This window comes from Kitasatospora sp. NPDC088346 (assembly GCF_044740765.1).
Taxonomy (GTDB): domain Bacteria; phylum Actinomycetota; class Actinomycetes; order Streptomycetales; family Streptomycetaceae; genus Kitasatospora.
In genome coordinates, this window is the sequence record NZ_JBIURH010000052.1 from 23,048 (window position 1) to 48,216 (window position 25,169).

The 25,169-nt window shown below is 72.7% G+C and carries 26 protein-coding genes; 13 read left to right on the plus strand and 13 right to left on the minus strand.

What is annotated here, in order from left to right:
- Positions 1–67: 67 nt before the first annotated feature.
- The 7 genes from ACIOFR_RS35900 to ACIOFR_RS35930 all read left to right on the plus strand — a co-directional run bounded on the left by ACIOFR_RS35900 (position 68) and on the right by ACIOFR_RS35930 (position 7,774).
- Positions 68–1,594: a PLP-dependent aminotransferase family protein gene (locus tag ACIOFR_RS35900; protein ID WP_401004016.1), complete on the plus strand. Its 1,527-nt coding sequence runs from the start codon at positions 68–70 to the stop codon at positions 1,592–1,594.
- 244 nt (positions 1,595–1,838) lie between these two features.
- A complete protein-coding gene (gene tdh / locus ACIOFR_RS35905) occupies positions 1,839–2,867 on the plus strand; it encodes an L-threonine 3-dehydrogenase (protein ID WP_401004017.1) in 1,029 nt (342 codons plus the stop codon).
- Between the two features lie 104 nt (positions 2,868–2,971).
- A complete protein-coding gene (locus tag ACIOFR_RS35910; RefSeq protein ID WP_401004019.1) occupies positions 2,972–4,159 on the plus strand; it encodes a glycine C-acetyltransferase in 1,188 nt (395 codons plus the stop codon).
- Positions 4,160–4,328: 169 nt separating this feature from the next.
- A complete protein-coding gene (locus ACIOFR_RS35915; RefSeq protein ID WP_401004021.1) occupies positions 4,329–4,634 on the plus strand; it encodes a hypothetical protein in 306 nt (101 codons plus the stop codon).
- Complete coding sequence (locus tag ACIOFR_RS35920; protein ID WP_401004023.1) at positions 4,631–6,247, plus strand: alpha/beta hydrolase; 1,617 nt, start codon at positions 4,631–4,633, stop codon at positions 6,245–6,247. Before ACIOFR_RS35915 ends, ACIOFR_RS35920 begins: the two co-directional genes overlap by 4 nt.
- 131 nt (positions 6,248–6,378) lie before the next feature.
- On the plus strand, positions 6,379–6,828 hold the full coding sequence (locus tag ACIOFR_RS35925) for a hypothetical protein (protein ID WP_401004025.1): 450 nt from the start codon (positions 6,379–6,381) through the stop codon (positions 6,826–6,828).
- Positions 6,829–6,856: 28 nt separating this feature from the next.
- Positions 6,857–7,774 carry a LysR family transcriptional regulator gene (locus ACIOFR_RS35930; RefSeq protein WP_401004027.1) on the plus strand — a complete coding sequence of 306 codons (918 nt, stop codon included), beginning with the start codon at positions 6,857–6,859 and terminating at the stop codon, positions 7,772–7,774.
- A gap of 11 nt (positions 7,775–7,785) precedes the next feature.
- Here the strand turns inward: ACIOFR_RS35930 and ACIOFR_RS35935 are convergent, their stop codons facing one another.
- Entirely contained in the window at positions 7,786–8,073 is a 288-nt protein-coding gene (locus ACIOFR_RS35935; protein WP_401004029.1) for a DUF427 domain-containing protein, read from the minus strand.
- Positions 8,074–8,272: 199 nt separating this feature from the next.
- On the opposite strand from ACIOFR_RS35935, the gene ACIOFR_RS35940 reads away from it, so the two are divergent.
- A complete protein-coding gene (locus ACIOFR_RS35940; RefSeq protein WP_401004063.1) occupies positions 8,273–9,166 on the plus strand; it encodes a Gfo/Idh/MocA family protein in 894 nt (297 codons plus the stop codon).
- Positions 9,167–9,496: 330 nt separating this feature from the next.
- The gene (locus ACIOFR_RS35945) at positions 9,497–10,585 is read left to right on the plus strand and encodes a phosphatase PAP2 family protein (RefSeq protein WP_401004031.1); all 1,089 of its coding nucleotides are present in this window, start codon (positions 9,497–9,499) and stop codon (positions 10,583–10,585) included.
- Positions 10,586–10,640: 55 nt separating this feature from the next.
- On the opposite strand, the gene ACIOFR_RS35950 is transcribed toward ACIOFR_RS35945, so the two are convergent.
- Both ACIOFR_RS35950 and ACIOFR_RS35955 read right to left on the minus strand, forming a co-directional pair.
- Positions 10,641–11,732, minus strand: coding sequence for a PP2C family protein-serine/threonine phosphatase (locus ACIOFR_RS35950; protein WP_401004032.1), 1,092 nt, complete (start codon positions 11,730–11,732; stop codon positions 10,641–10,643).
- Positions 11,733–11,869: 137 nt separating this feature from the next.
- Positions 11,870–13,420 carry a DHA2 family efflux MFS transporter permease subunit gene (locus tag ACIOFR_RS35955; RefSeq protein WP_401004034.1) on the minus strand — a complete coding sequence of 517 codons (1,551 nt, stop codon included), beginning with the start codon at positions 13,418–13,420 and terminating at the stop codon, positions 11,870–11,872.
- A gap of 158 nt (positions 13,421–13,578) precedes the next feature.
- Here ACIOFR_RS35955 and ACIOFR_RS35960 point away from each other — a divergent pair, with 158 nt between their 5' ends.
- Positions 13,579–14,580: an Lrp/AsnC family transcriptional regulator gene (locus ACIOFR_RS35960; protein ID WP_401004036.1), complete on the plus strand. Its 1,002-nt coding sequence runs from the start codon at positions 13,579–13,581 to the stop codon at positions 14,578–14,580.
- Positions 14,581–14,650: 70 nt separating this feature from the next.
- Here ACIOFR_RS35960 and ACIOFR_RS35965 read toward each other — a convergent pair whose 3' ends face one another.
- Together ACIOFR_RS35965 and ACIOFR_RS35970 are read right to left on the minus strand one after the other, a co-directional pair.
- The gene (locus ACIOFR_RS35965) at positions 14,651–15,070 is read right to left on the minus strand and encodes a PPOX class F420-dependent oxidoreductase (protein ID WP_401004038.1); all 420 of its coding nucleotides are present in this window, start codon (positions 15,068–15,070) and stop codon (positions 14,651–14,653) included.
- A 147-nt stretch (positions 15,071–15,217) separates the two neighbouring features.
- Positions 15,218–15,502, minus strand: coding sequence for a helix-turn-helix domain-containing protein (locus tag ACIOFR_RS35970; RefSeq protein ID WP_401004040.1), 285 nt, complete (start codon positions 15,500–15,502; stop codon positions 15,218–15,220).
- Positions 15,503–15,567: 65 nt separating this feature from the next.
- On the opposite strand from ACIOFR_RS35970, the gene map reads away from it, so the two are divergent.
- Positions 15,568–16,335, plus strand: a complete 768-nt coding sequence (gene map, locus ACIOFR_RS35975; protein ID WP_401004042.1) for a type I methionyl aminopeptidase — start codon at positions 15,568–15,570, stop codon at positions 16,333–16,335.
- A gap of 32 nt (positions 16,336–16,367) precedes the next feature.
- Here map and cutA read toward each other — a convergent pair whose 3' ends face one another.
- From cutA to ACIOFR_RS36000, 5 genes are all read right to left on the minus strand, one after another.
- The gene (gene cutA / locus ACIOFR_RS35980) at positions 16,368–16,718 is read right to left on the minus strand and encodes a divalent-cation tolerance protein CutA (RefSeq protein ID WP_401004044.1); all 351 of its coding nucleotides are present in this window, start codon (positions 16,716–16,718) and stop codon (positions 16,368–16,370) included.
- Positions 16,719–16,802: 84 nt separating this feature from the next.
- A complete protein-coding gene (locus ACIOFR_RS35985) occupies positions 16,803–17,324 on the minus strand; it encodes a hypothetical protein (protein ID WP_401004046.1) in 522 nt (173 codons plus the stop codon).
- A gap of 63 nt (positions 17,325–17,387) precedes the next feature.
- Entirely contained in the window at positions 17,388–17,927 is a 540-nt protein-coding gene (locus ACIOFR_RS35990) for a GNAT family N-acetyltransferase (protein WP_401004047.1), read from the minus strand.
- Positions 17,928–18,029: 102 nt separating this feature from the next.
- A complete protein-coding gene (locus tag ACIOFR_RS35995; protein WP_401004049.1) occupies positions 18,030–18,554 on the minus strand; it encodes an AAA family ATPase in 525 nt (174 codons plus the stop codon).
- Positions 18,555–18,792: 238 nt separating this feature from the next.
- Positions 18,793–19,524: a hypothetical protein gene (locus tag ACIOFR_RS36000; RefSeq protein ID WP_401004051.1), complete on the minus strand. Its 732-nt coding sequence runs from the start codon at positions 19,522–19,524 to the stop codon at positions 18,793–18,795.
- Positions 19,525–19,921: 397 nt separating this feature from the next.
- Here ACIOFR_RS36000 and ACIOFR_RS36005 point away from each other — a divergent pair, with 397 nt between their 5' ends.
- A complete protein-coding gene (locus tag ACIOFR_RS36005) occupies positions 19,922–20,167 on the plus strand; it encodes a DDE-type integrase/transposase/recombinase (protein ID WP_401004053.1) in 246 nt (81 codons plus the stop codon).
- Between the two features lie 288 nt (positions 20,168–20,455).
- Here the strand turns inward: ACIOFR_RS36005 and ACIOFR_RS36010 are convergent, their stop codons facing one another.
- A complete protein-coding gene (locus tag ACIOFR_RS36010) occupies positions 20,456–21,187 on the minus strand; it encodes an SDR family NAD(P)-dependent oxidoreductase (protein ID WP_401004055.1) in 732 nt (243 codons plus the stop codon).
- A gap of 95 nt (positions 21,188–21,282) precedes the next feature.
- Here ACIOFR_RS36010 and ACIOFR_RS36015 point away from each other — a divergent pair, with 95 nt between their 5' ends.
- Positions 21,283–22,134 carry a LysR family transcriptional regulator gene (locus ACIOFR_RS36015; RefSeq protein ID WP_401004057.1) on the plus strand — a complete coding sequence of 284 codons (852 nt, stop codon included), beginning with the start codon at positions 21,283–21,285 and terminating at the stop codon, positions 22,132–22,134.
- Between the two features lie 200 nt (positions 22,135–22,334).
- Here ACIOFR_RS36015 and ACIOFR_RS36020 read toward each other — a convergent pair whose 3' ends face one another.
- Entirely contained in the window at positions 22,335–22,919 is a 585-nt protein-coding gene (locus ACIOFR_RS36020; RefSeq protein ID WP_401004059.1) for a DUF6368 family protein, read from the minus strand.
- Between the two features lie 31 nt (positions 22,920–22,950).
- Positions 22,951–24,741 (minus strand): IS1634 family transposase, encoded by a 1,791-nt coding sequence (locus ACIOFR_RS36025; protein ID WP_401004061.1) that lies wholly within the window; start codon positions 24,739–24,741, stop codon positions 22,951–22,953.
- Between the last annotated feature and the right edge of the window lie 428 nt (positions 24,742–25,169).

A 25,169-nucleotide genomic window follows, 5' to 3' on the forward strand; every position in this document is an offset into this window, starting at 1 on the left:
CGTCCGGGCTCCAGGCCCCGGGGACGAACCTACGAGCGCGACCGGACCACCGTTAAGATCCGGTTCCGTGCCGTCTTCCTGGTCCAGTTCCCGCCCGGACCTCCACCTCGACCTGGACCCGGCCGGCGGGCGGCGGAGCGCGGTGGAGAACGCCCTGCGCGAGGCCGTCCGCTCGGGCCGGCTGGCCGCCGGCACCCTGCTGCCCTCCACCCGCGGACTCGCCGCGGACCTCGGCCTCGCCCGGGGCACCGTGACCGCCGCCTACGACCAGCTGGTCGAAGAGGGTTACCTGACGGCCCGTCCCGGTTCCGGGACGACCGTCGCCGACCTGCCGCCGGCCCGGCCCGGCCCCGCGGTCCCGGTCGCGGCGGACTCCGTGGAGCCCCGCCACGACCTGCGCGCCGGCCGGCCCGACGTGAGCGCCTTCCCCGCTCGGGCCTGGCTCGCCGCCACCCGCCGGGTCCTGGACCGCGCCCGCCCGGAGGTGTTCGGCCCCGCGGACCCGCAGGGCCGGATCGAGCTGCGCACCGCGCTCGCCGACCACCTCGGCCGCACCCGGGGCGTGATCACCACCGCCGACCGGGTGGTGATCACGTCCGGCTTCTACCAGTCCCTCGGCCTGCTCGCCGCCGTGCTGCGGGCCCGCGGCGCCACGACCGTCGCCACCGAGGACCCGGGGCACAACCTGCACCGCGACGTGATCCGCCGGGCCGGGCTGACGGTCACCTCCCTGCCCGTCGACGCCCACGGCGCCCGCGTCGAGGAGCTCACCCGGCGGACCGACGCCGTCCTGCTCACCCCCTCGCACCAGTACCCGACCGGGGTGCCGCTGCACCCGGCCCGCCGCCACCGGCTGCTCGGCTGGGCCCGGGCCACCGGCGGCACGGTCGTCGAGGACGACTACGACGGCGAGTTCCGCTACGACCGCAGGCCGGTCGGCGCGCTCCAGGGCGCGGCCCCCGACCACGTCGTCCACTGCGGCACCGCGTCCAAGACCCTCGCCCCCGCGCTCCGCCTGGCCTGGCTGGTACTGCCGCCCGCGCTGGTGCCGGAGGTCGTCCGGGCGAAGGAGGCGGACGACCTGTACACCGAGGCGCTCGGTCAGCTCGTCCTCGCCGAGCTGATCGCCACCCACGCCTACGAGCGGCACGTCCGGGCCGCCCGGATCCGTTACCGACGGCGCCGCGAACTACTCCTCGACCGGCTGGCCGCCGCCGAGACCGCCGTACCGACCGCCGCCGCCGCGCCGACCACCGCCGCACCGCTCACCGCCGGGCCCGTGCTCACCGCCCACGGCGTCCCCGCGGGCCTGCACACCCTGCTCACCCTCCCCGCCGACGGACCGGACGAGCCGGCCGTGCTGGCCGCCTGCGCCCGCCGGGGCGTCGCCCTGCGGGGTCTCGCCGAGCTCCACCACGACCCGGCCGGCCGCCCCGGAGGCCTGCTGATCGGCTTCGCCGCCCCCTCCGAGCGCGCCTTCCCGGCCGCCCTGGACGCCCTGTTCCCAGCCCTGTTCCCCGCTCTGTCCCCCGCTCTGTCCCCCGCGCCGCTCCCCGCTCCGGCCTCCCGGCCCGATCCCGGAGAACCGAGGTGAACGGCGCCCCCGCTGAGCCGAACGGGTGGACCCGGGGCCACCACCGATACCGCGCGCCCCCAGCTCGGGCACGATCGTGAAGCCCTGCTGTGGCCGCCGTTAAGAATTCCTCGATGGACCGGACCCCCTCCGACCAGGCAGATTACCGATGCCCGGTCGGCTGCGCCCCTCACGCGTGCCACGGATCGGGCGGTCTCGGCCTGGCTGCACCAGGCCCGTCCCCGCGTGCGTCAGGAGCTACCCCGTGAAGGCACTCGTCAAGCAGAAGGCCGAGCCCGGGCTCTGGCTGATGGACGTCCCCGAGCCCGAGATCGGCCCCGGCGACGTGCTGATCAAGGTGCTGCGCACCGGCATCTGCGGCACCGACCTGCACATCCGCAAGTGGGACGGCTGGGCCCAGAACACCATCAAGACCCCGCTCGTGCTCGGCCACGAGTTCGTCGGCGAGGTCGCCGCGATCGGCGCCGCCGTGGCCGACATCAACGTCGGCGACCTGGTCTCCGGCGAGGGCCACCTGGTCTGCGGCAAGTGCCGCAACTGTCTCGCCGGCCGTCGCCACCTGTGCCGCAACACCGTCGGCCTGGGGGTCAACCGCAACGGCGCCTTCGCCGAGTACGTGGCCCTGCCGGCCTCCAACGTCTGGGTGCACCGGGTGCCGGTCGACCTGGACGTCGCCGCGATCTTCGACCCGTTCGGCAACGCCGTGCACACCGCGCTGTCCTTCCCGCTGGTCGGCGAGGACGTGCTGGTCACCGGTGCCGGCCCGATCGGCATCATGGCCGCGGCCGTCGCCAAGCACGCCGGCGCGCGCAACGTGATGATCACCGACGTCTCCCCGTACCGTCTCGACCTGGCCCGCGAGGTCGGCGTGACGCTGGCGCTGAACGTCGCGGAGCACACCATCGAGGAGGGCCAGCAGAAGCTCGGCCTGCGCGAGGGCTTCGACGTCGGCCTGGAGATGTCCGGCCGTCCCGAGGCGATGCAGTCGATGATCGCCAACATGACCCACGGCGGCAGGATCGCCATGCTCGGCCTGCCCGCCGACGAGTTCCCCGTCGACTGGGCCCGGATCGTCACCTCGATGATCACCATCAAGGGGATCTACGGCCGCGAGATGTTCGAGACCTGGTACGCCATGTCCGTCCTGCTGGAGGGCGGCCTCGACCTCAGCCCGGTGATCACCGGACGCTACCCCGCCACCGAGTTCGCCGCGGCCTTCGACGAGGCCGCCGGCGGCAACTGCGGCAAGGTCATCCTCGACTGGACCGCCTGAGACCGGACCGTCCGTCCCCTGACCCGCAGCCAGGTCGTGTCGTCGTGGTCCCGCCCTCCCGGCGGGCGGACGGCGCCACTTCGACGACACCCCCAGGAGCCCCTGTGTTCGACAACGTCCGCGACGACCTCGTCACCACCCTCGACGAGATCCGCGAGGCCGGCCTGTTCAAGCCCGAGCGTGTGATCGGCAGCCCGCAGAGCGCCGCCGTCGCCGTCGCCGGCCGCTCCGGAGAGGTCCTCAACTTCTGCGCCAACAACTACCTCGGCCTCGCCGACCACCCCGCCGTGGTCGCCGCCGCCAAGGACGCCCTGGACCGCTGGGGCTACGGCATGGCCTCGGTCCGCTTCATCTGCGGCACCCAGGACGTCCACAAGCAGCTGGAGGAGCGGCTCTCCGGCTTCCTCGGCCAGGAGGACACGATCCTGTACTCCTCCTGCTTCGACGCCAACGGCGGCGTCTTCGAGACCCTCCTCGACGAGCGCGACGCCGTCATCTCCGACGCGCTCAACCACGCCAGCATCATCGACGGCATCCGGCTCTGCAAGGCCCGCCGCCACCGCTACGCCAACCGCGACCTCGCCGACCTGGAGCAGCAGCTCAAGGACACCCAGGACGCCCGCCGCCGGCTCATCGTCACCGACGGCGTCTTCTCGATGGACGGCTACATCGCCCCGCTGCGCGAGATCTGCGACCTCGCCGACCGCTACGACGCCATGGTGATGGTCGACGACTCGCACGCCGTCGGCTTCGTCGGCGCCAACGGCCGCGGCACCCCCGAACTGCACGGCGTGATGGACCGCGTCGACATCATCACCGGCACCCTCGGCAAGGCCCTCGGCGGCGCCTCCGGCGGCTACGTCGCCGCCCGCCGCGAGATCGTCGCCCTGCTGCGCCAGCGCTCCCGCCCGTACCTGTTCTCCAACTCGCTCGCCCCGGTCATCGCGGCCGCCTCGCTCACCGTGCTCGACCTGCTGGAGAAGTCCGGCGACCTGCGCGAGCGGCTGGCCGCCAACACCGAGCTGTTCCGCCGCCGGATGACCGAGGCCGGCTTCGAGATCCTCCCCGGCGAGCACGCCATCGCCCCGGTGATGATCGGCGACGCGGCCAAGGCCGGCCGGCTCGCCGAACTCCTGCTGGAGCGCGGCGTCTACGTCATCGGCTTCTCCTACCCGGTGGTCCCGCACGGCGCCGCCCGGATCCGGGTCCAGCTCTCCGCCGCCCACTCCACCGAGGACGTCGAGCGCGCCGTCGCCGCCTTCATCGACGCCCGGGCCGCCCTGGAGGCCTGAGCGACCCCGACTCCCCTCCGACGGACGGCCGGGCACCCGCCCGCGCCGTCCGTCGGGCGTCTCCGTCAGCTTCCCGACGCGCGATTGCCCCGATCGTGTCCGGCCGGACACGCTCCGTCGCCGACTGTGTAGGTTGGTGCACGCAGCGGTGTCGGCGGGAGGGGCGGGAGTGAGCGGAATCAAGGTCGCGCCGGGGGAGTTGAGGGCCTCGGCAGCGGTGGCCAGGACACTCGGGCGGGAACTCGCCGCACCGGTGGACACCGCCCTCGTCGGCAGTGCCGCGGCGGCCGGCCGGCTGGCCGGCTGGTCGCTCGCCCAGGGATTGCACCGGCTCGGCGACGGCTGGGCCGTCCCGCTCGCGGCGGTCCGCCGCCGCCTCGACGACACCGCGGCCAACCTGGAGACCACGGCCCACAACCACGAGGTCAACGACCGCCGGATCGCCGACGCCTGGAAGGCTCCGGTGGGCCGGTGAGCGAGTTCTACCGACTGCTGGTGGCCTTCGACCCGGACGCGGTGCGGGCGGCGGCCACGGCCTGGCGCGGGCTGGCGCACGCCGTCGAGGACGCCGGCGACCGGCACCGCACGACGGTCGACGGCCCGCTGCGACACAGCTGGCAGGGGCGCGACGCCGAGGCGGCGTTCCTGAGCATGGAGCGCACCGAACAGGAACTGGACATCGTCAGGGTGGAGGCCGAGGCGGCGGCGCTCGCCCTGGACACCGTCGCCGACCGGATGCGGCAGGCGCAGACCAACCTCCTCAACGCCGTTCACCGCGCGGGGGAGTGGGGACTGCCGGTGTCCGCCGTCGGCACCGTCGGCCTCCCACCCGTCGACCCGGCCGAACGGCACGACCCCGACGCCGCCGCCCCGCGCCGTGAACTCGCCCGCCGCGCCGGCGAGTTCCAGGAACGGATCGACGCCGCACTCCGGGCCGCCCGGGAGGCCAGCGACCAGGGCCGCAGCGCCCTCGCGCAGCTCGACGGGGACATCCTCACCCGCCCCCGTGCGTTCGGCGCCAGCGCCGAGACCGCCACCGACACCGCCGCCGTCCTCGGCGGCCTCGGCCTGGTCGACCCGTCCGTCCCCGACGGCAGCGACCCCGGACGGTCGGCCGCCTGGTGGCGGTCCCTCAGCCCCGACCAGCAGCGCAGCCAACTCGCCCTGCACCCCGAGGAGATCGGCCGGCTCGACGGCCTGCCCGCCGCCGTCCGCGACCGGGCCAACCGTCTGGTGCTCGACCGGAGGCTCGACGCCCTCCGGCAGGGGAACCCCGCGGACTTCGGGATCACCGACGAGGCCTACAACGAGCGCCAGGCCGCCCTGACCGCGATCCGGCGCAGGCTCGACGAGAACGACGGCGAGGACGAGGCCCACCGGCTCTTGCTGCTCGGCATCGACCCCGAGGGGGACGGCCGCGCCATCGTCTCCACCGGCAACCCGGACGACGCCCGGCACATCGCGGTCTTCGTCCCGGGCACCAACACCGTGCTCGCGGGCGTCCCGGGGCAGATCGACCACATCAAGGGCCTGCAGAGCGCCGCGGAGGGTTCGGCCGGCCCCGGGGAGAAGGTCGCGGTGATCTCGTGGCTCGGGTACGACACCCCCGAGTGGGGCAACGGCAGCGTGGCCACCTCGGCCCGCGGCGACCAGGCCGCCGAACCCATGCGCCGCTTCACGGAGGGCGTCCGGGCGGCCCGTCCGGACGGCTCGCCCGGCCACCTCACGGTGATCGGGCACAGCTACGGCAGTTACGCCGTCGGCGCCGCGGCCCGCGGCGGCGGGGGGCTCGGGGCGGACGAGATCATCAGCCTGGCCAGCCCCGGGATGGGAGTCGACAGCGCCGCCCAGCTCGGCATCGACCCCGGCCACGTCTGGGTCGGCACGGCCCGTGACGACGGGATCCAGGCCGTCGCCGGCACCGTCCTCGGGGCGGAGCCGCAGTCCAGGGAGTTCGGGGCCCACCGGCTGGCGATCGACACCAGCGGGCACAGCGGCTACTGGAAGCCCGGCAGCGAGAGCCTGGCCGGCCAGGGCCGGATCATCGCGGGCAGGGAACCGAAGCTCGTGCCGGAGATCCCGCGCTGACGACGGTGCCGCGGCCTCCCCGAGGACGTCCCGAGCCGCCTCCCGACTCCCCTGCGGCGACGGGCCGTCGTGGCGCGCGTGCGCCCGGTGCGGTCGTAGCCCTCACCCTCACCCTCACCCTTGGAGCGTGCATGTCCACCACCGGCCCGGGCAAGGACGACCCGCTCCCCGTCAAGGCCAGGAGCGAGGCCGAGGCCTGGGCGCGACAGCTGACCGAGCACCTGGCCGGGAGCGCGGGCATCCGGATCGACCCCGCCACCGTCCGACCGTTCTTCAGCCCCTGCACGGGACGGAACGGCGAGCACGCCCCGGACGACCGGTACTTCCTGATGTACTCCGCCCACAGCGCCGTACCGCTCGCCCGGCATCCGGAGGTCGTCCGACAGGTCCGCGCCGTGCTCCAGCGGGAGGGCCTCACCATCACGGGGTACCGCGAACTGCTCGACGGCAGGCCCGACACGATCCTCGACGCCGAGCACCCGAGCGACTACACCGTCACGGTGGAGTCGACTGCGGGAGGCGCCGATCACCTGCTCCTGCGGGTCACCACTCCCTGCCTCCTCCCACCGCCCGCGCCGTAGCGCCCCCGCACGCTGGCACAATGGCCGGGTGATCGACGCACGACGGCTGCGGACCCTGCGGGCCGTGGCCGACCACCGGACCGTGACGGCCGCCGCGGCCGCGCTCTTCCTGACCCCTTCCGCCGTCTCGCAGCAACTGGCCGCGCTGGAGCTGGAGACCGGGCACGACCTGCTCGCGCGCGACGGCCGGGGGGTGCGGCTGACGGCCGCCGGGGAGATCCTGCTGTCCCACGCGGACGCGGTGCTCGCCCAGCTGGAGCGGGCCGAGGCCGATCTGGCGGCGTACCGGGACGGGGCGGCCGGGGAGGTGACGGTGGCGGCGTTCGCGACCGGGATCGCGCTGGTCCTGGCGCCGGCGATCGCGGTGCTGGCCGGTTCCGCGCCCGGCGTGCGGCTGAAGGTGCTGGACGCGGAGGGCGACGCCAGCCTGCCTATGCTGCTCGACGGCGGAGCCGACATCGCGGTGGCCGTCGAGTACCGGGGCGCCCCGCGGGCGGACGACCTGCGGCTGACCCGGGTGCCGCTGTACGCGGAGCCGTTCGAGGCGGTGCTGCCGCTCGGCCATCCGCTGGCGCAGGGCACCGGGCCGGTCGCCGTCGCCGAGTTGGCCGCCGAGCCGTGGATCGGGCCGTACCCGGGCAACCCCTGCCACGACGTGGTGCTGCTCGCCTGCGAGTACGCCGGGTTCCAGCCCCGGCTGGTGCACTCCTCGGACGACTTCCGGGCGGTGGTGGCGCTGGCCTCGGCGGGCGCGGGGGTGGCGCTGGTGCCGCGCTCGGCGCTGCGCGGGACGGACCTGTCGCGGGTGGCGGTCCGGCCGGTGGACAGCGCTCTCGCCACCCGCAGGGTGTTCGCGGCCGTGCGCAGCGGCGCCCAGGAGCATCCGCTGATCCGGCCGGTCCTGGCCGCGCTGACCGAGGCCGCGGCGGGCCTGGCGGACGCCTGAACGCCGCCAGGTCAGTCCGTGCCGACCTCCACGCCGCGCCAGAAGGCGACCAGGCCGGCCAGGTGGGCGGCCTCCGGCTTCGGGTCGGGGTAGTACCAGGCGGCGTCCGGGTTCTCCGCGCCCGCCACCCGCAGGGTGTAGTACGAGGCCGCGCCCTTCCAGGAGCAGTGCGTCGTGGTGGTGGACGCGTCCAGGAACTCCGTCCGGACGGAGTCGGGCGGGAAGTAGTGGTTGCCCTCCACCAGGACGGTGCGGTCGCTGACCGCCAGGATCTCGCCGTTCCAACGCGCAGTCGTCATCCCCCCATTGTGGCGGCCGGCGGCGATTCCCGGGCGCGGTCCGCCAAGTCGGCAGTTCCAGCCGCATCCTGACTGATCGGCGACGCGCCTGGCATATGCTGCCGGATGATCGGGCCTGGTCAGCGTGCCCGGCCGCCCACCCCATCCCGGCAGGAGCGCCCCGATGAGCGACCACCACCTCGACCCCGACAGCGCGCCCCTGGCGGTCGGGGTGATCGGCCTCGGCGACATCGCCCAGAAGGCCTACCTGCCGGTGCTCGCCGCGCAGCCCGGGATCGACCTGCGGCTGATGACCCGCGACCGCGCCAAGCTCGACCGGATCGGCGACACCTACCGGCTGCCGCAGCGGTACACCGACCTGGGCGAGCTGATCGGCAGCGGCATCCGGGCGGCCTTCGTGCACGCCGCCACCGACCAGCACGTGCCGATCGTCGAGCAGCTGCTCACCGCCGGGATCGACGTGTACGTGGACAAGCCGCTCGACTACCACCTGGACGGCGCCCGGCACCTGGTCGACCTGGCCGACCGCCGCGGGCGGTCGCTGATGGTGGGTTTCAACCGCCGGCACGCCCCCGGCTACCTGCTCGCGGCCGAGCGCCCGCGCGACCTGATCGTGCTGCAGAAGCACCGGGAAGGTCTACCGGAGGCCGCCCGCAGCGTCGTCTTCGACGACTTCATCCACGTCGTGGACACCCTGCGCTTCCTGGTCCCCGGCGAGATCGAGCACGTGGACGTCCGCGCGCGCACCCGCGGCGGCCTGGTGGAGCACCTGGTGCTGACGCTGGCGGGCGAGGGCTTCACCGCACTCGGGATCATGAACCGGGTCAGCGGCTCCACCGAGGAGGTGCTGGAGGTCTCCGGCGGTGACGCCAAGCGGGTGGTCGTCAACCTGTCGGAGGTGATCGACCACAAGGGCCAGCCCAGCGTCCGCCGCCGCGGGGACTGGGTGCCGGTGGCGCGCCAGCGCGGCATCGAGCAGATCGTGACCGGCTTCCTGGACGCCGTCCGGGCCGGGAAGACCCTGTCGGCGCAGGACGCGCTGCGCACCCACGAGCTGTGCGAGCTGATCGTCGAACGGATCGAGTCCGCCTGACCGTTCGGGTCGTCCCGGGCCCCGAGCGCCCTCACTCGTCCGGGTGATGCGGTGACCGGCCGGCCACGGGGCGTCCCGGCCGGCCGTCCCGGCGCGGCGGGGGTGCCGTGCCCGGGCTAGCCTCGGAGGAGGAGTCCGTCCCCCCCGAGCGCAGGTCCCATGGTGGAACACAAGCGGCTGGAGATTGGGCGCCCGACCGGTGCCCCGGACCGGGCGGGGGCGAGCGCCTCCGGTGCCCGACCGTCATCGGTTCGTCTCCTGATTGTTTCCTGGGTGTGGCGCGAGGTTTCCCGAGGCTCCTCAAAGAATGCGGTGCTAGCTTCGGGCGCCATGACCGACCTGCTCCGACCAGCACATTCGGGTACCCGGAACGATCCGTCGCAGGACGGGCCGGACAGAGCGGACCGGGCAGGACGGCGGTTCCTCCGCCCGCGCCTGCTGGCCTGGCCGCTGTTCGCGCTCGCGTTCGCCTGGTACCTGTGGAACTACGGCCTGCCGTACGCCAACGACGTGGTGTTCTGCTGGCTGATCGCGGCGCTGGTGGCCGCGTCGGTGCACAGTGGCGGCCGCTACGGCTGGTTGCTGGTCCTGCGGGACTGGGTGCCCGTCATGGCGGTGGTCTGGGCCTACTCGCTGCTGCGCGGCTACGGCGCGCACACCCCCTGGCCGGTCCGCTACGAGCCGCAGTTGGGCATCGACAGGTTCCTCGGCGCGGGGGCGACCTGGACGGTCCGGCTCCAGCACTGGCTCTACACGCCGGGCGACGCGCACTGGTACGACTACCTGGCCGTGCTGGTCTACATGTCCCACTTCTTCGCGGTCTTCCTGGTGCTCGCGGTGCTCTGGAAGCGCCGCTACCGGGGGTTCCAGCGGCTGCTCGCGCTCTACCTCGCGGTCACCTTCGCGGGCTTCGCCACGTACGTGCTGTACCCCGCCGATCCGCCGTGGCTGACCGCCCAGGAGGGCCACATGCCCGCGGTCACCCGGATCGTCTCGGACGTGCTCAACCAGAGCGGGCTGCCCCGGGCGGGGTCGGTCTTCGAGAACGGCAGCCAGTTCGCCAACGACGTCGCGGCGATGCCCTCGCTGCACGCCGCGTACCCGATGCTGCTGGCGCTGTTCTTCTGGCGGGGCGCGGGCCGCTGGACGAGGGTGGTGCTGGCCGCCTATCCGCTGGCGATGGCCTTCACCCTGGTCTACGGCGCCGAGCACTTCATCGTGGACATCCTGGCCGGCTGGGCCTACGCGGTCGCCGTCTGGTACGTGCTCGGCCGGGCGCTGGACCGCCGGGCCCTGCGGGTCGCCCGGGCGCGGACGGCGGCCTCGGCGGGGGTGTCGGGCGTGGTGGCGGCCAGGCCCGGGTCGTCGGGCGCACTGGTGGGCTCGACGGCCTCGGCCCGCGCCACGCTGCGCCGCTGACGGCCGCGCCCCGGCCCCACGGTCGGCGAGCCCGGGTCGGGCCGTCGGGGTCTGGTCAGGGCGCCCGGGTCAGGGCGAGCATCGCCGCGTCGTCCGTGAGCCCGTGCACGGTGTACGCGCGGACGTCGCCGAGCAGCCGGTCGAGCAGCGGTTCCGGGCTCTCCGCGGGAGGCATCGCGGAGAGCCGCTCGGCCACCGGGTAGAACGTCCCGGACGCGTCGCGGGCCTCGGACACCCCGTCCGTGTAGAGCAGCAGCACGTCGCCCGCCTCCAGCGGGAGTTGCTGCACCGGGTAGCGTCCGCCGGTCAGCCCCAGCAGGGCCAGCGGCGGCGACCAGGCGGGCGGATCCACCTCGCTGACCAGTCGGCCGGTACGCAGCAGCGGCGGTGGGTGGCCGCAGTTGACCACCCCGGCCGGTGCGCCGTCGGCGGGGACGGACACCAGGACGGCGGTCACGAACTCCTCGTCCCCGGGCCGCCGTGCCACCACCGCGTCCAGCCGGCCCGCGACGGCCGACAGGTCGGCCTCCGAGACGGCGGCCTCCCGGAACACCCCCATGACGTCCGCCGCGGTCTCCACCGCGCCGAGCCCCTTGCCCCGGACGTCACCGAGCAGCACCCGCACCCCGAACGGCGAGTCGACCACCGCGTAGAGGTCCCCGCCGATCCGGGCCTCGGCCATGGCGGGCGCGTACCGTACGGCGACCTCCAGCCCGCCGACCCGCGGCTCGACCGGCCGCAGCAGCGCCTGCTGGGCGGCCTCGGCCACCGAGCGCAGCTCGGCCAGCCGCCGTTCCCGGTCCGCCACCAGGGCGACCGAGGCGGCGCTGGAGACGGTGACCGCCGCGACCGCCGCGGCGGAGGTCGCGTGCACCACGGAGTCCACCTGACTGTTCAGCAGGGCCAGCACCGCGACCCCGGCCAGGGCAGCGAAGCCCGCCGCCAGCGGTACCCAGGCCCGCCGGGTGCCGGTGCCCGCGAGCACCGGCACGGCGGCCAGGAGGGGGGAGAAGGTGACGTCGGGCGCGGTGAGGATGTCGCCGAGCAGGGCGAGCGCGATCAGCACGTAGGCGCAGACGACCAGCCGTCCCCAGCGGGGGGAGGCCGCCGGCGGGAGCCGGCGGTGGGGGTCGTCCTCGCTCACCATGGAGCCTCCAGTCGAGGCGGGACATCACTCCATTCTCGCCACCGCCCCGGCCGCCCGCCTGGCGTACGAGCGGGCGGCCGGGGCTGCCGGCGCGGTGCGGCGCGGTGCGGCGCGGCGCGGTGCGGCGCGGGTGGCGGTCAGTGCCGGGCCCCGGTCGGGTCGCCCACCAGGGTCGCGGCCGGGTCACCGGCGGGGGCGCCCGCGGGTGCGGCCGGGCGGCGCAGCATCAGCAGGACCAGGACGCCGCCCGCCAGCCCGAACGCCCCCGACACCAGGAAGGTGTCCCGCAGGCCGTCCGCGAAGGCCGTGCGGACGAGGTGCTCGACTGCCGGGCGCGCACCGTCCGCCGCCCGGGCGACCACCGCGCCGGCCTGCCCGCCGCTGAGCGCCTGCGCCGTGCCGTGCGGGTCGCCGGTGCCGGTGCCGGTGCCGTGCTCCAGCGAACGGGTGAGGCCCGCCTGGAAGACGGCGCCCAGCAGGGCGATGCCCAGGGCGTGGCCGAGCTGGCGGGCGGTGTTCAGCGCCCCGCCGGCCATGCCGGCCCGGGCCGGGGGCACGGCGGCCATCGCGGCCGCGGCCATCGCCGGGGTGGCCAGGCCGACCCCGACCCCGCTGACGGCGAGACCGGCCGCGAGCACGCTCCAGCCGGAGTCCGGGCCGATGACGGCCTGGAGCAGTGCGCCGGCACCGATCAGCAGCAGTCCGCCGCCGATGGTCAGCCGCGGCGGGACGCCGTGCAGACGCCGCCCGCCGATCCCGGCCGTCAGGAAGGCCAGCACGCTCATCGGCACCAGCGCGAGACCGGCCGTCACGGGGCCCATTCCGCGCACCGACTGCAGCCACAGCGAGGCGTAGACCAGGTAGGCGAAGGCGGCGGCGGAGAGCAGCAGTCCGCCGATCATGATCCCGACGAAGGAGGGGCTGCGGAACAGCCGCAGGTCCAGCATCGGCCGGCTGCTGCGGGCCTCGATCAGGACGAAGGCCAGCAGGGCGAGCGCGCCGAAGCCGAACAGGCCGAGCGTGGTGGTGGAACCCCAGCCGTTGTCCCCGGTCTTGATCAGCGCGTACGTGACGGAGCCGGCCGCCAGCGTGAAGGACACCGTCCCCGGCAGGTCGACCCCGGCGGCGTGCGGGTTGCGGGACTCCTTGACCACCCGCAGGGTCACCGCCACGGCGACCACGCTCACCGGCAGGTTGACCCAGAAGATCCAGCGCCAGTCCAGGTGCTCGGTGAGCAGACCTCCGACGATCGGCCCGGCCGCCGCGGCGGCGCCGTTCACCGCCCCCCAGACGCCGAACGCGACACCCCGGTCACGGCCCTGGTAGGCGTGGCTGAGCAGCGCCATCGTGGTCGCGAACATCGCCGCGCCGCCCACGCCCTGCAGCGCCCGGAAGGCGATCAGCTGCCCGGGCCCGGAGGCCAGGCCGCAGGCCAGCGAGGCGACCGCGAACATCACCAGCCCGGCGACGTACACCCGGCGCCGCCCGACCAGGTCGGCCAGCGATCCGGCACCGAGCAGCAGTGCGGCCAGCGCCAGCGCGTAGCCGTCTATCACCCACTGCAGGTCGGCGAAGGTGGTGTGCAGGCTGGTGGCCATGTCGGGGAGCGCGACCGTCACGATGGTGACGTCCACCAGCAGCATGAACGCTCCCAGGCAGACCGCGATCAGCGGCAGCCATTTGCGCATCGGATTCTCCTCGTCCTCGTCGTGCTCGCCGTCCTCACGGCGGGGCGTCCACCGCCCTCTTCCACACCGGAGAACCTGTCACCCGATCACGGATCCACCTATCCGGACCCGGTGTCGCGGTGGAATCCGACACCAGGCGCCGTGGAATGATGGAAACCATGCATGACGTGGAGGAGCTGGACGGCCTGGACAAGGCCCTCGTGCAGGCGTTGATGATGGACGGCCGGGCCCCGTTCAGCCGGCTGGCCGAGGTGCTGGAGGTCTCCGACCAGACGGTGATCCGGCGCTACCGGCGGCTGCGCACCGCCGGCCTGCTGCGGGTGGTCGGCCTGCCGGTCGGCCACCGGGTCGGCCTGTACGAGTCCTGGCTGCGGGTGCAGTGCACCCCGGACGCCGCCGTCCAGGTCGCCGACGGGCTGGCCAGGCGGCCGGACATCGCCTGGGTGACGCTCAACTCCGGCGGTACCGAGATCCACTGCATCAGCCGGGCCCGCAACCGGGGCGACCGGGACGCCCTGCTGCTCCAGAAACTGCCCGGCACCCGGCGGGTCACCGGCATCTCCGCGCACAGCATCCTGCGCACCTTCATCGGTGGTCCCGGCCACTGGGCGGGCCTGGACATCCTGACCGAACAGCAGGTCCGAGCCCTGGAACGGCCCTGGGTGTTCGGCCCGGGCACGCGGATCGACCTCGACGAGGCGGCGCTCGCGATGCTCGCCGTCCTGGGCCGGGACGGCCGGGCCGGCTACCCCGAACTGGCCCGCGCCACCGCGCTGTCGGAGTCCGCCGTGCGCCGCCGGCTGGAGCAGCTCCGGGACGGCGGCGCGATCTACTTCGACGTGGAGATCGCCCCGGTCCTGCTCGGCTTCCAGGCCGAGGCCGCGCTGCTGGTGTCGGTGCCGCCGGCGGAACTGGCCGCCACCGGCGCCGCGTTCGCCGGTCACCCGGAGGTGCCGTTCGCGGCGGCCATCACCGGCTCCGCCAACCTGCTCGCGGTGGTGGTCTGCCGCGACACCGACGCGCTCTACGGCTACCTCACCGAGCGGATCGGCGCACTGAAGGCCGTCCAGCAGGTCGAGGTGGTGCCGGTGCTCCGGACGGTCAAACGCGCGGGGATGCTGACGGACGGCGCCCGGCTGGTCGACCCACCGGCGGTCTGACGGGTCGGGGCCGTTCCCCCGGCCGTCCCCCCGGCCGCTGCCCCGGCCGGGGGGACGGCCCCCGCTGCGGTCAGCGGGTGACGTCGCGCCCGGCGCTGCCCTTCTCGGCCAGGTTCCAGCTGATGATCCGCTCGGGGTGCACCCGGATGATCTCGTGGGAGAAGAACCCCGGCGCCACCGGCGGGACCTCCACCGTCAGCAGCTCCACCCGGCCGCGGATCTCCACCCCGCGTCCCCAGCCGGGCGCCGCGGCATCCGGGGCGTCGACCGGTGTCATGTCGTCCACCAGGAAGGAGACCTGCGGGACGCGGACCACGTTGCGGTACTTCTGGCTGGTGGCCATGGCCGGCCCGCCGATGTCGACGGTGCCGTCCTCGTTCAGCCGGAAGCCGACCGGCCGCGCCTGCGGCGAACCGTCCGGACCGACGGTGGCCAGCCGGCCGAGGCGCTGTCCGGCCAGGTAGTCGAGCTCCTCGGGGGTGAACGTCATGGCTGCGGTGCTCCGATCCGGACGGGGACAGGCTTGACCGTCACGACGGTAGGAGGTGAACCGCACTTGAGGTCAAGGCCGCCCGTCACCCCGGCCGCGGTCGGGGTGACGGACTCCCGAACGGCGCGGGCCCGCCGGTCACGCCGGTCACGCCGACATGGCCCGCTGGCCGCCCTCGCCGGCCCCGGTGTCCTCCGCGCAGGCGGCGGCCAGCTCGTCCAGGGACAGGCCCAGGGCGTGGGCCAGGGCCGCCACGGTGAAGAAGGCCGGGGTCGGGGCCCGGCCGGTCTCGATCTTGCGGAGCGTCTCGGCGGACACCCCGGCGGCTGCCGCCACCTCGACCATGCTGCGGTCGCCGCGGGCCTGACGGAGCAGGCTCCCGAAGCGCTCACCGCGCTGCCGCTCCTGCGGACTCAGCGGAACTCTCACCATGCCTGTGATACTAATACCGGTATAAGTATTGGGAAGTGCCGCCGCACCGCAGGGAGTCACGACACATGGTGGAGATCAAGACCGACACGGCACTGGAGGCGATGCGGGAAGCCGGCCGCGTCGTGGCCCAGGCCCTCGCGGCCGTCCGCACGACGGCATCCGTGGGCGTCCGCCTGCGCGAACTCGACGAAGCCGCCCGCACCGTACTCGCCGGAGCCGGAGCGCGCTCGCCGTTCCTGGGCTACCGGCCCTCCTTCGCCCCCACGCCCTTCCCCGCCGCGATCTGCGCCTCCGTCAACGACGCCGTCGCACACGGCATCCCCACCGACTACCGGCTGCGCGACGGCGACCTGGTCAGCATCGACTGCGGAGCCGAACTCGACGGCTGGACCGGCGACGCCGCGATCAGCTTCACCGTCGGCACCCCCCGCCCCGGCGACCTCGAACTCATCGCCGCCACCCAGCAGGCCCTGGACGCCGGCATCGCCGCCGCCACCGTCGGCCACCGCCTCGGCGACATCTCCCACGCCATCGGCACGGTTGCCCGCAAGGCCGACTGCGGCATGCCCGCCGACTTCGGCGGCCACGGCATCGGCCGCCGGATGCACGAGGACCCCCACGTCGCCAACCGCGGCCGGCCCGGCCGCGGCCTCCCCCTCCGCCACGGCCTCACCCTCGCCATCGAACCCATGCTGATGGCCGGCGGACGCGACGACCACCGCACCGACCCCGACGGATGGACGCTGCGCACGATCGACGGCAGCCGGGCCGCCCACATCGAACACACCATCGCCGTCACCGAGGCCGGCCCCCGCATCCTCACCCTGCCCTGACCCCGGTCCCGGCCCCGCTCCCGGGAAGGGTCTCAGCCGGTGGTCTCGCCCACCACCCAGGCCAGGTAGTCCGCGGAACCGGCGGCCACCGGAACGGCGACGACCTCGGGAACGTCGTAGCCGTGCCGCCCGCCGATGAACGCGGCCAGCCGCTCGAACAGTTCGGCGCGGGTCTTGAAGTCGACGCGCCACTCGGCGCAGTCCCGCACCTCACCGTCCCACCGGAAGACCGACCGCACGGGGTACACCTGCGCACACGCCGCCAGCCGCTCCCGGACCACGGCACCCGCCAGGGCCCGCGCCTTCGCCTCGTCGTCGTACGTGGTCGTCACGACCACCACACCGCCGCCGCTGCCACCGCCGCCGTCCGGATCGCTCGTCATGCCCGGACCCTACCTCCCCGGACGATGGCCGCCCGTCCCGGCAGACCTCCCCGAGTTGCCTGCAGTGAGGCGCAAGATGCCTGATCAGAACATCGCCCAAGCCTCACCCGGCAGGTGCTGGTAGACGTCGCCCATGGCGTCGGCGGGCAGAAAGACCGGGCGCGTGACCAGACGATCCCCGGCCCGCTGCAGGCACAGCACCACCCCAAGAGTCAGCGACCCCGCCTCCGCCCCGGGCAGGTAGAACAACTCCGTACGGGTCTCCCGACTCTCGGCACGGTCGAACAGCCACTGCTCCAGCTCGGAAGGGACCCTGCCGACCACTGCCGTCCCGTCCGCCAGGACCTGCGGTCCTCGTAGGGCGTCGACGGACACCCCGCACAGGCTCTCGTCGGCCACGAAGTAGAGCTTCAGGCCCACCCTGGGGTAGGTGTGACACGCGATGTTCCAACGCGAGTCGTGCCGGCGCACGGTCGCGCGGACTCCGCCGAGTGCAGCAGACGCCTCGTCCGGACTCATGCCAAACCGCAGTGGACCCACGCTCACGAACGGATCGAAGGCCCACTGCTGCCGCTCGCCGTCCGGCAGGACATCCCACAGACTCATGGAGCGCAGCCTACGACGGGCCGTCCGACCCGGATCAAGGCCTCCTGGCTCCAGCAACGACAGCTAGACGTGTCGGGCGCCGCCGCCGTCCGGCCCGGCGGCGGGGCGGGGGCGGGTCAGGACGCGTGTGGTGCTGCCGTCCTCCTCGGTGAGGTCCCGGACGTGGGCGAAGCCGATCCGGCCCAGCAACGCCAGCGAGGCGGCGTTGGCCTCCGCCACGGTGGCGTGCACCTCGGACAGCCCGAGCACGTCGAAGCCGTACGCCACGAGTGCCTCGGCCACCTCCGTCCCCAGACCCGAGCCCCAGGCCTCCGGCGCCAACGCGTAGACGATCTCGTGGCCCCCGACCACGTCGGTCGGCTTGATCTCGGCGTGTCCGACCAGCAGGCCGTCCCTGCGTACCGCCCAGACCGCGAACAGGTCCTGGGCGTAGACCTTCGTGAAGACCCGGCCGAACAGCGCCCGGTCCTCCTCCTCCGAAGCCGGACCGTCACCCATCCACCGCGACACCCGCCCGTCCTGGAACAGCGCGACGAACCCCTCCTCGTCCTCGGGGACGTAGGGCTCCAGCAGCAGGCGCTCGGTACGCAGAGTCGGCATCACGAACGGCGACGCTACCCACCGCCCGCCGCAGCCGGCAAACGACTTCGGCCCTGCCGCCAGCTCCGGCACCCCCGTTCCACGGTGGCCCGTGGCGGGTGAACCTCAACTCCCGACGGCCGCCGCGATCTGGAGGGCGGCCTGGGCGGGCGTGAGGTGCGTGGTGTCGACGACCTCGGCCTCGCCGTGCAGCCACGTGCGGGCCGCCTCGGCGTACGGCTCGAGGTAGGTGAGGCGGAACGGGGAGTTGGGGCCGACCACGGTGTCGCCCGCGATGCGCCCACGGAGCGTGTCCTGGTCGGCGTGGAGGACGAAGTGCCTCACCGGAATGGCATGGTGGGCGAGGCCCGTACTGATCTCACGCCAGTACTGCTCGACCAGGACGGTCATGGGAATCACCAGGGTGCCGCCGGTGTAGTCGAGTACGCGGCGGGCGGTCTCGACGACGAGTGGCCGCCACGGCGGCCAGTGTTGGAAGTTGTCCGTCCTGGGCAGCCCCGGCGTGATGTCCATGAGCGTCTCGCCGACCTTCTCGGCGTCGAACACCCGGGAATCCGGGATCAGCTGCTGCACGAGTGCACTGGTCGTCGTCTTGCCTGCGCCGTGGGTGCCGTTGAGCCATACGATCATGGAACCCGATGCTAGTGCTGCGCCGGCCGCGGGGAGGGACGCATCACCCATCCGGTACGGCTGGTGCTACCGCCTCCGGCCCCACCATGTTGGCCACTGACTGATGGGTCTTGGTCGTGCGCTCCCGCAACGGGCTCGATGCCTCTCGGCGGAAGACCACGAGTTCGCCGGAGATGACCCCGTTGCCGTAGACATCCAGGAACGTCTTGAAGTCGCTGGGCAGAGCAGAGCTGCCACCTCATGAACACTCCCAGAAGAAGCGGCCTTCGCGGTGATCCGGGCTGACGAAGGCGAAGCCGTACCCGTGGCCGAAGTTGAGGAAGTACGGATCGCCCTCGGCTCCGCCGCCGTCGCTGATCTTGAACAGAAACTGCCACGGTGAGTCGACGCGCGCTTCGTGGTTGGGGTAGCAAGCACTACCGCCGAAGTAGTCGTGCAGGTCCTCGCCGCCGGGCATCTCGGCGTCGTAGTCATCGCTTCGCATGCTTCGCTCGAAGGCCGCCTGCTCATCGATCGAGCGGTCGATTTCGGGCGGTATCGGCTGCAGATCGATGCGCCACTCGACGGGGACCTCGGTGTAGCCGGGGCCCCAGCGCCACAGAGTCCGCCCACGCGTGCCGGGCGGCCCGATGACCGCGAAGGACGGGATGCGACCGTCCGGCTGGACCAGCAGCACCGCGTCGCCGGCCTCCGGGTCGAGACCACCCATGATGATGCCTTTCTCGTGGAGGAAGAGATAGGCCATCCGTGGCTCGGGACCGGGGACGGGGAACTGCCCAATAAACACCAGCGGCCCACCGGAGGTGGGGTCCACTGGCCAGGCCGGTTCGGACAACCAGACAGGTTGACCACCGAACTTGGCCACCGGCTCATCAATCGGCTGGTGGGCGGCGGTGAGGACCATCTGCTGGCGGGGCAAGAAGGCCGCGTCGTACGGCCCCTCCGCCTGCCCAGTGGGACGCGCGATCATGAGCGGACCCTATGACACACCACTGACGAACCGTGTCGACGGGCCGCAGTTCAGGTGGCCTGGCCGGTTCCTGGTCGATCGGGTCAGCCGCGAGATCGACATCTGCGCAGACGGGTGCCCGCTCCAATCGGTCGCGAAGGACTTCGGTCCGACCGAGACCGCAGTGCGGGACTGGATCAAGCAGGGCAGGCGAGCGGGACGGGCTGAGCAGTGACGCGTGGGAGGAACGGGCCCGGCAGCGGAGGGAGAACCGCCGCCTGTGCGAGGACGTGAACATCCTCCGCCGGGCCACGGCTTTCTTCGCTCAGGAGACCCGGTGACGGTGCACCCGTTCATCGAGGCGAGAAGCAGGCAGGCCACAACGTCGAACGGGCGTGTGAGCCGCTCAAGGTCTCCCGTGGCCGCCAGGCGTCCCGACCTGGTCCTGCGCGACTTCACGCCCGACCCGGCCGCCCACGACGCGCGCTGGTGCGGTGACATCACCTACGTCCCGACCGAGGGGGATTGGCGCTACCTGGCCACCGTCATCGACACCGCCACCCGCCGCGTCGTCGGCTGGGCCACCGCCGACCACCTGCGGACCGAACTCCTCGCCGACGCCCTGCGAGCCGCCTGCCACCAGCGGCACCCGAACGGCCGGTGAACTTCCACTCGGATCACGGCTGCCATGGTGAATTCGCCCAGCTGGCATCCGAGTTCGGTGTCCGGCTCCCGGTCGGCCGGACCGTTCCGTCGAGTACGAGAGCGTGCTGGCGGCCTGACCGCCATACCGAGGGTGTCCGTCGAAGCAGAGCAAGCTCGGGAACCAGTGGCGGTGCGGAGCGCTGCCTCGGGCGCTGAAGCGTCGGCCGGGGCAGCCGCCACGGTCGACGAACCTGTTCGAGACGCGCGGGCGAGGCCGCCTCACCCCGCGGTGACGACCGCCGGCACATCACCAGGGCACTACGCCGGCGTCATCGAAGAACTGGCCCGTCGGGCCGTCGTCGGGCAGGGTCGCGAGTTTGATGGCGATGGCCGCGCCCTGTTCGGGGGTGCGCACGCCCCGGAAGCCGTTGAGGTCGGTCGCGACGTAGCCGGGGCAGCCGGCGTTGATCAGGATGTTCGTGCCGCTCAGCTCCCGGGCGTACTGGAGGGTGACGGCGTTCAGGAACGTCTTCGACGGCGAGTACGCCACGGCCACCGGACCTGCGGTCAGCTCACCAGCGGTCCCTGACTGCCGGGTCAGGGAGCCGACGCTGCTGGACATGTTCACGATCCGCGGTGAGGCGGAGCGGCGCAGCAGCGGCATCATCGCGTTGGTGACGCGGATGACGCCGATGACGTTGGTCTCCACGACCGTGCGGATGGTGGCGGGGTCGACGCGGGTGGGCTCCTGGGGCATGCCGCCTGCGATGGCGGCGTTGTTGACGAGTACGTCGAGGCGCCCGGTCTGTTCCTCGATCAGTCGTGCGGCGGCTGTCGCGCTCGCGTCGTCGGTCACGTCCAGCGGTACGCCGAACGCGTCGACGCCGGCCGCGCGCAGGCTCTCCACCGCGGCCTTGCGGCGCTGATCGTCGCGGGCGCCGACGCCGATGCTCCAGCCGAGGGCGCCCAGGCCTGCGGCGATCTCGTAGCCGATTCCCTTGTTCGCGCCGGTGACCAGCGCAATCGTTCGTTCGCTCATGGGAACCATGCTGCACTCGGACCCCGGCGGGGGTCCAAGACCGGTTGGGTGGGCAGCGATACCTTCGAGGTATTGATCCGGAGTACCGTGGCCGGATGGAGACCAGGGAACTGCGCTACTTCGTCGTCGTCGCCGAAGAGTTGCACTTCGGGCGCGCCGCGCAGCGGCTCGGGATCGCACAGCCGCCGCTGTCACGGGCGATCCAGCAGCTCGAACGCCGGCTCGGGGCGGCGCTGCTGGATCGGACCAGCCGCAGCGTCACGCTGACCGAGGCGGGTTCGGTGCTGCTGTCCGAGGGCCGGGCGGCCCTCGACGCGGTCGACGCCGCCGAGCGCCGGACCCGCCGTGCGGCCCTTTCCGCGACCGGCCGTCCCGGCCTGGTCCTGGTCACGAAGGCCAGCGCGTCCAGCGAGCTGCTGGCGAGACTGCTCGACGCGTACGCCGCCGAACCCGACGCCGTCCCCGTCGACGTCATTCTGTGCGGCCCGGCCGAGCAGGGACGACTCCTGCGTGAGGGCCGGGCCGACGTGGCGCTGCTGCACCGGCCGTTCGACTCGACGGCCGGGCTCCACACCGAGGAGCTCAGCACGGAGGGGCAGGTGGTGGTCCTGCCGGCCGGGCATCCGCTCACCGTCCGGGCCCATGTGCACATGGCCGACATCACCGGGCTGCCCGGCCTGCCCCTGCCGCGCTGGCCCGACCCCGACGGCGCCTACCCGCCCGGCCCCGGCCCGCAGGTTCGCGACCACGCGCAGTTGTTGCAGCTCGTCGCGCTCGGCCGTGCTTGCGCGGTCTCACCGGAGTCGTGCCGGGCTCAACTGCACGGTGACCTCGCCGCCGTGCCCGTGCTGGACGCGCCGAAGGTCACCACCGTGATCGCCTGGCCGCCGCACAGTCGGTCCAGAGCCGTCGCCGACCTCGTCCGGACCGCGACCCGTCTCCGGTAGTTCCCATCCGCCCGGCCAGGTTCCACCTGTCGTGTCCCGGCTCAAGCCGTGTGACCCAGTGTGCTACTTGTCGCTGGCAGTGCTACTGGACGTGCGACTCTCTCGACAGGTCAGCACGGCAACTGTCGGTAGATCGGCAAGGTATCCGACGGCTGATGATCGTTCAGCAAGCAAGCTGTCGGCAGCTCCGAGTCGAGGCGCTACTTGATCAAGTGGAAGTCGGGGTGCTGCAGCCATGCCTGCAGGAATTCCACGTCGCCGACATGCCGAAGCCGCCGCCCTCCGCCTCCGGTGTCATAGGACACCTCCGCGAGCTTTCCCGGAAAGGCTGATGCCAGTACCCTCGCCCGGGCCAGCACCGCCTCGCTTCCCACGTCGTCTCCCGCGGCAGGGTGGCTACTCAGGAGACCGTCGAAGTCGACCAGCGCATCGAGACGGCGGGCGAGAGCGAGCGCCAGGTGACCGAGCAGCACGTGGTTCACCGAGCCCGAGCAGCCGGCGCCGACTACCAACCCCTGTACCGGTGGACGGGCGAAAGCTGAGTAGTCCTCGTCCTCGGCAGGCATCTCCTCGTCCTCTGACAGGAAAAACACGCCGACGCCATTTGGATTGAAGGCCCGCAGGCCCAGGGCCGAACCGTCTCGCACCCAGAGGTCCACGTCGCCGCTGGCTTTGGTCTCCACCGGGTCGCCCGAGTTCGACAGTGTGTGGGCACATAACCGGGCCGGATTTCGGGGGTGACCTGCGGGTTCGGGCGTGACGGCCCGCCGGGGTCGTGTGTCCACGGCTCCGGCGGATGTTTGCCCAGTTCAGGGGCTATTCGGCGGGTGTGAGGCCGCTCATCTTTGGTGGCATCGGGACGCCGCAGTCCCGGAAGATTCGGACCTGGGCCTCGGTGGTGTCGGTGGTCTGCTGGAGGCGTCCGGCGGGCCCGGCGAGGGTGACCTGGTGGAGTCGCTGGAGTTCTGTTCTGATGGTCCGCCAGGTGGTGTCGGTGCGGCGTTCGGCCACGCGGATCAGCAGCAGGGCCAGCCAGCACAGCAGCACGTGAGCGCGGATCCGGTCGTCCAGGCGGTGGTAGACCGGTCGCAGATACAAGGTCGATTTCATGGTGCGGAAGGCTCGTTCGGCTTCCAGGAGGTTCTTGTAGCCGAGCGCGACGTCCTCGGCGGTCAGGTCCGGGTCGGAGGTGGCCAGGAGGTACTTGCCGTCGAGGTTCGCCTCGGTCTTGACCTTGGCGCGGTCGATGGAGAGCCGGCCGGTCGGGGACTGCTTGAGCCACCGGCCGAGCGAGGGGTGGTCGCGAAGCGCGCACTCGGCCTTGCGGTGCACGGTGTCCGGCGGTGGGACGGCGCGCTTGAGACCGGCCTTGGCGGCCTTGTCCTTCGTCTTCTTCGCGTCCTGGGCCCGGGCGGTGGCAATGCGTGCCAGCTCTTCGGTGATCGCGGCGAGTTGCTCCTCGCGGCGCTGGGCGTCGCGTTCGGCTTCGGCGGGGTTGTGGCAGATGATCCAGCGCCGGCCCGGGGCGGAGTCCAGGCGGACCTCCTTGACCCGCAGGTTGTCGCGGACCTGCTGGTAGCGGCCCTGCCGAGCGAGGGCTTCGGTGGCCTTCGTGGATCCCTCGCGCATCTTGACGCCGGTGATGTAGTGGCCGCCGGCCTTCTTGAGGCAGGCGAGGTTGGACTCGCCGGAGAAGCCGGGGTCGGTGACAGTCACGACCCGTCCCAGCCGCCAGGCCCGCAGGTCGGCCTTGACCTGGGTGATGACCGTCTGGTCGTTGGTGTTGCCGGGCCAGGTCCAGATCCGCACCGGGATGCCCTCGCGGGTGACGGCCAGTCCGATCACGATCTGCGGGAGGTCCTTGCGGTGGTCCTTGGAGTGCCCGTAACGGCGAAGGGCATCGTCGGTGTCGTCGGCCTCGTCCCGTTCGAAGTAGGTGCTGGTGGTGTCGAGGAAGATCAGGTCGACTTCGAGGTCGAGGAGGTTCGCGGCGGCGAAGAACACCGCTTCCTGCACCGCGGCTTGGGTGTGTTCGTCGACCAGCAGGTCCATGGCCCGGTAGGCGTGCTGTTCGGCGAGTTCCTCAATGCCGGGCACCACCGCGTCCTTGCCGGCCCACTCGGCGGCGGCCCGCTTGGAACTCGGGGCGACGGCTCGGTTGGCGACCAGTGCGAACAGGGCGCGTTCCACATCGGTCGGAACTGCCGCGCGTCCAGCACCTTTGCGAGCGCCTGGTCGACGCCCAGCAGCTTCCACAGGCCATCCAGCAGCCACACCGTCCCGATCGGCCGGGAGGACTCCACCGCCAGCGGTCCGCCTTCCAGACCCAGCGGCGCGGCCACATCCGCGTCCCCGTCGCCGAGATAGCGGTTGAGAGAGTCGACCAGCCGCCGCAGGGAGTCCAGGTCGAGCGTGTCCTCCCGGCCCAGGTTGAGCAGCACATCGGCCTGTGTCGTGCCGCCGACGCGCCGGTTCGTCGCCAACTGCACATAGCGCACCACACTGCCGTCCCGGTTCCGGCGCTGGGTCTTCCGCACGTACATGCCCGCAGGATGCGACAAAACCCCAGCTCACGGCAGCTGAATCAGCAAACCCGCATGTCCGCACCCCAGATCTGCTCTAGACCACTCAGATCATGCTGACCAGCGAAGACAATCGATCAGACCCGGTCGTGTGCCCGCAGACTGTCGAACCCGGGGGATGCTCGCACAAACATTTCTCAGAACCTCGGAGCGACACGTTTGCGTGAGAACGGGTTTTGAGAACGAATCCGGTCCGGATCGGCGACTTCGGACCGCTAGCCGGATCTTCTCAGAATGGACCGTTTTGAGACCGGCGCAGACTCGGTAGAGCTTGAGGTCGCAGGCCCGCGAGCGGCCGGTCGATCAGCGGGGCAGGATGCGCAGTACTGCCTCGTGTTCGCCGCTGAGCCGCAGGCCCTGCTGTACTGCGGCGCTCAGATCGAGGTCGCCGAGCAGGGTCGCGGCCAGCAGGTGCGGCGGTCCGGTCAGTGACGCGGTGGGGTGGTCGACCCG

What these genes read in the sequence shown, in the direction of transcription:
- ACIOFR_RS36000 (WP_401004051.1), bottom strand. Translation starts at nt 19,524, where the DNA reads ATGATCGCGCGTCCCACTGGGCAGGCGGAGGGGCCGTACGACGCGGCC.
- ACIOFR_RS35950 (WP_401004032.1), bottom strand. Translation starts at nt 11,732, where the DNA reads ATGGTGAGCGAGGACGACCCCCACCGCCGGCTCCCGCCGGCGGCCTCC.
- ACIOFR_RS35965 (WP_401004038.1), bottom strand. Translation starts at nt 15,070, where the DNA reads ATGACGTTCACCCCCGAGGAGCTCGACTACCTGGCCGGACAGCGCCTC.
- ACIOFR_RS36015 (WP_401004057.1), top strand. Translation starts at nt 21,283, where the DNA reads ATGGAGACCAGGGAACTGCGCTACTTCGTCGTCGTCGCCGAAGAGTTG.
- ACIOFR_RS35935 (WP_401004029.1), bottom strand. Translation starts at nt 8,073, where the DNA reads ATGACGACTGCGCGTTGGAACGGCGAGATCCTGGCGGTCAGCGACCGC.
- ACIOFR_RS35970 (WP_401004040.1), bottom strand. Translation starts at nt 15,502, where the DNA reads ATGGTGAGAGTTCCGCTGAGTCCGCAGGAGCGGCAGCGCGGTGAGCGC.
- map (WP_401004042.1), top strand. Translation starts at nt 15,568, where the DNA reads ATGGTGGAGATCAAGACCGACACGGCACTGGAGGCGATGCGGGAAGCC.
- ACIOFR_RS36010 (WP_401004055.1), bottom strand. Translation starts at nt 21,187, where the DNA reads ATGAGCGAACGAACGATTGCGCTGGTCACCGGCGCGAACAAGGGAATC.
- cutA (WP_401004044.1), bottom strand. Translation starts at nt 16,718, where the DNA reads ATGACGAGCGATCCGGACGGCGGCGGTGGCAGCGGCGGCGGTGTGGTG.
- ACIOFR_RS35955 (WP_401004034.1), bottom strand. Translation starts at nt 13,420, where the DNA reads ATGCGCAAATGGCTGCCGCTGATCGCGGTCTGCCTGGGAGCGTTCATG.
- ACIOFR_RS35945 (WP_401004031.1), top strand. Translation starts at nt 9,497, where the DNA reads ATGACCGACCTGCTCCGACCAGCACATTCGGGTACCCGGAACGATCCG.
- ACIOFR_RS35960 (WP_401004036.1), top strand. Translation starts at nt 13,579, where the DNA reads ATGCATGACGTGGAGGAGCTGGACGGCCTGGACAAGGCCCTCGTGCAG.
- ACIOFR_RS35925 (WP_401004025.1), top strand. Translation starts at nt 6,379, where the DNA reads ATGTCCACCACCGGCCCGGGCAAGGACGACCCGCTCCCCGTCAAGGCC.
- ACIOFR_RS35995 (WP_401004049.1), bottom strand. Translation starts at nt 18,554, where the DNA reads ATGATCGTATGGCTCAACGGCACCCACGGCGCAGGCAAGACGACGACC.
- ACIOFR_RS35985 (WP_401004046.1), bottom strand. Translation starts at nt 17,324, where the DNA reads ATGAGTCTGTGGGATGTCCTGCCGGACGGCGAGCGGCAGCAGTGGGCC.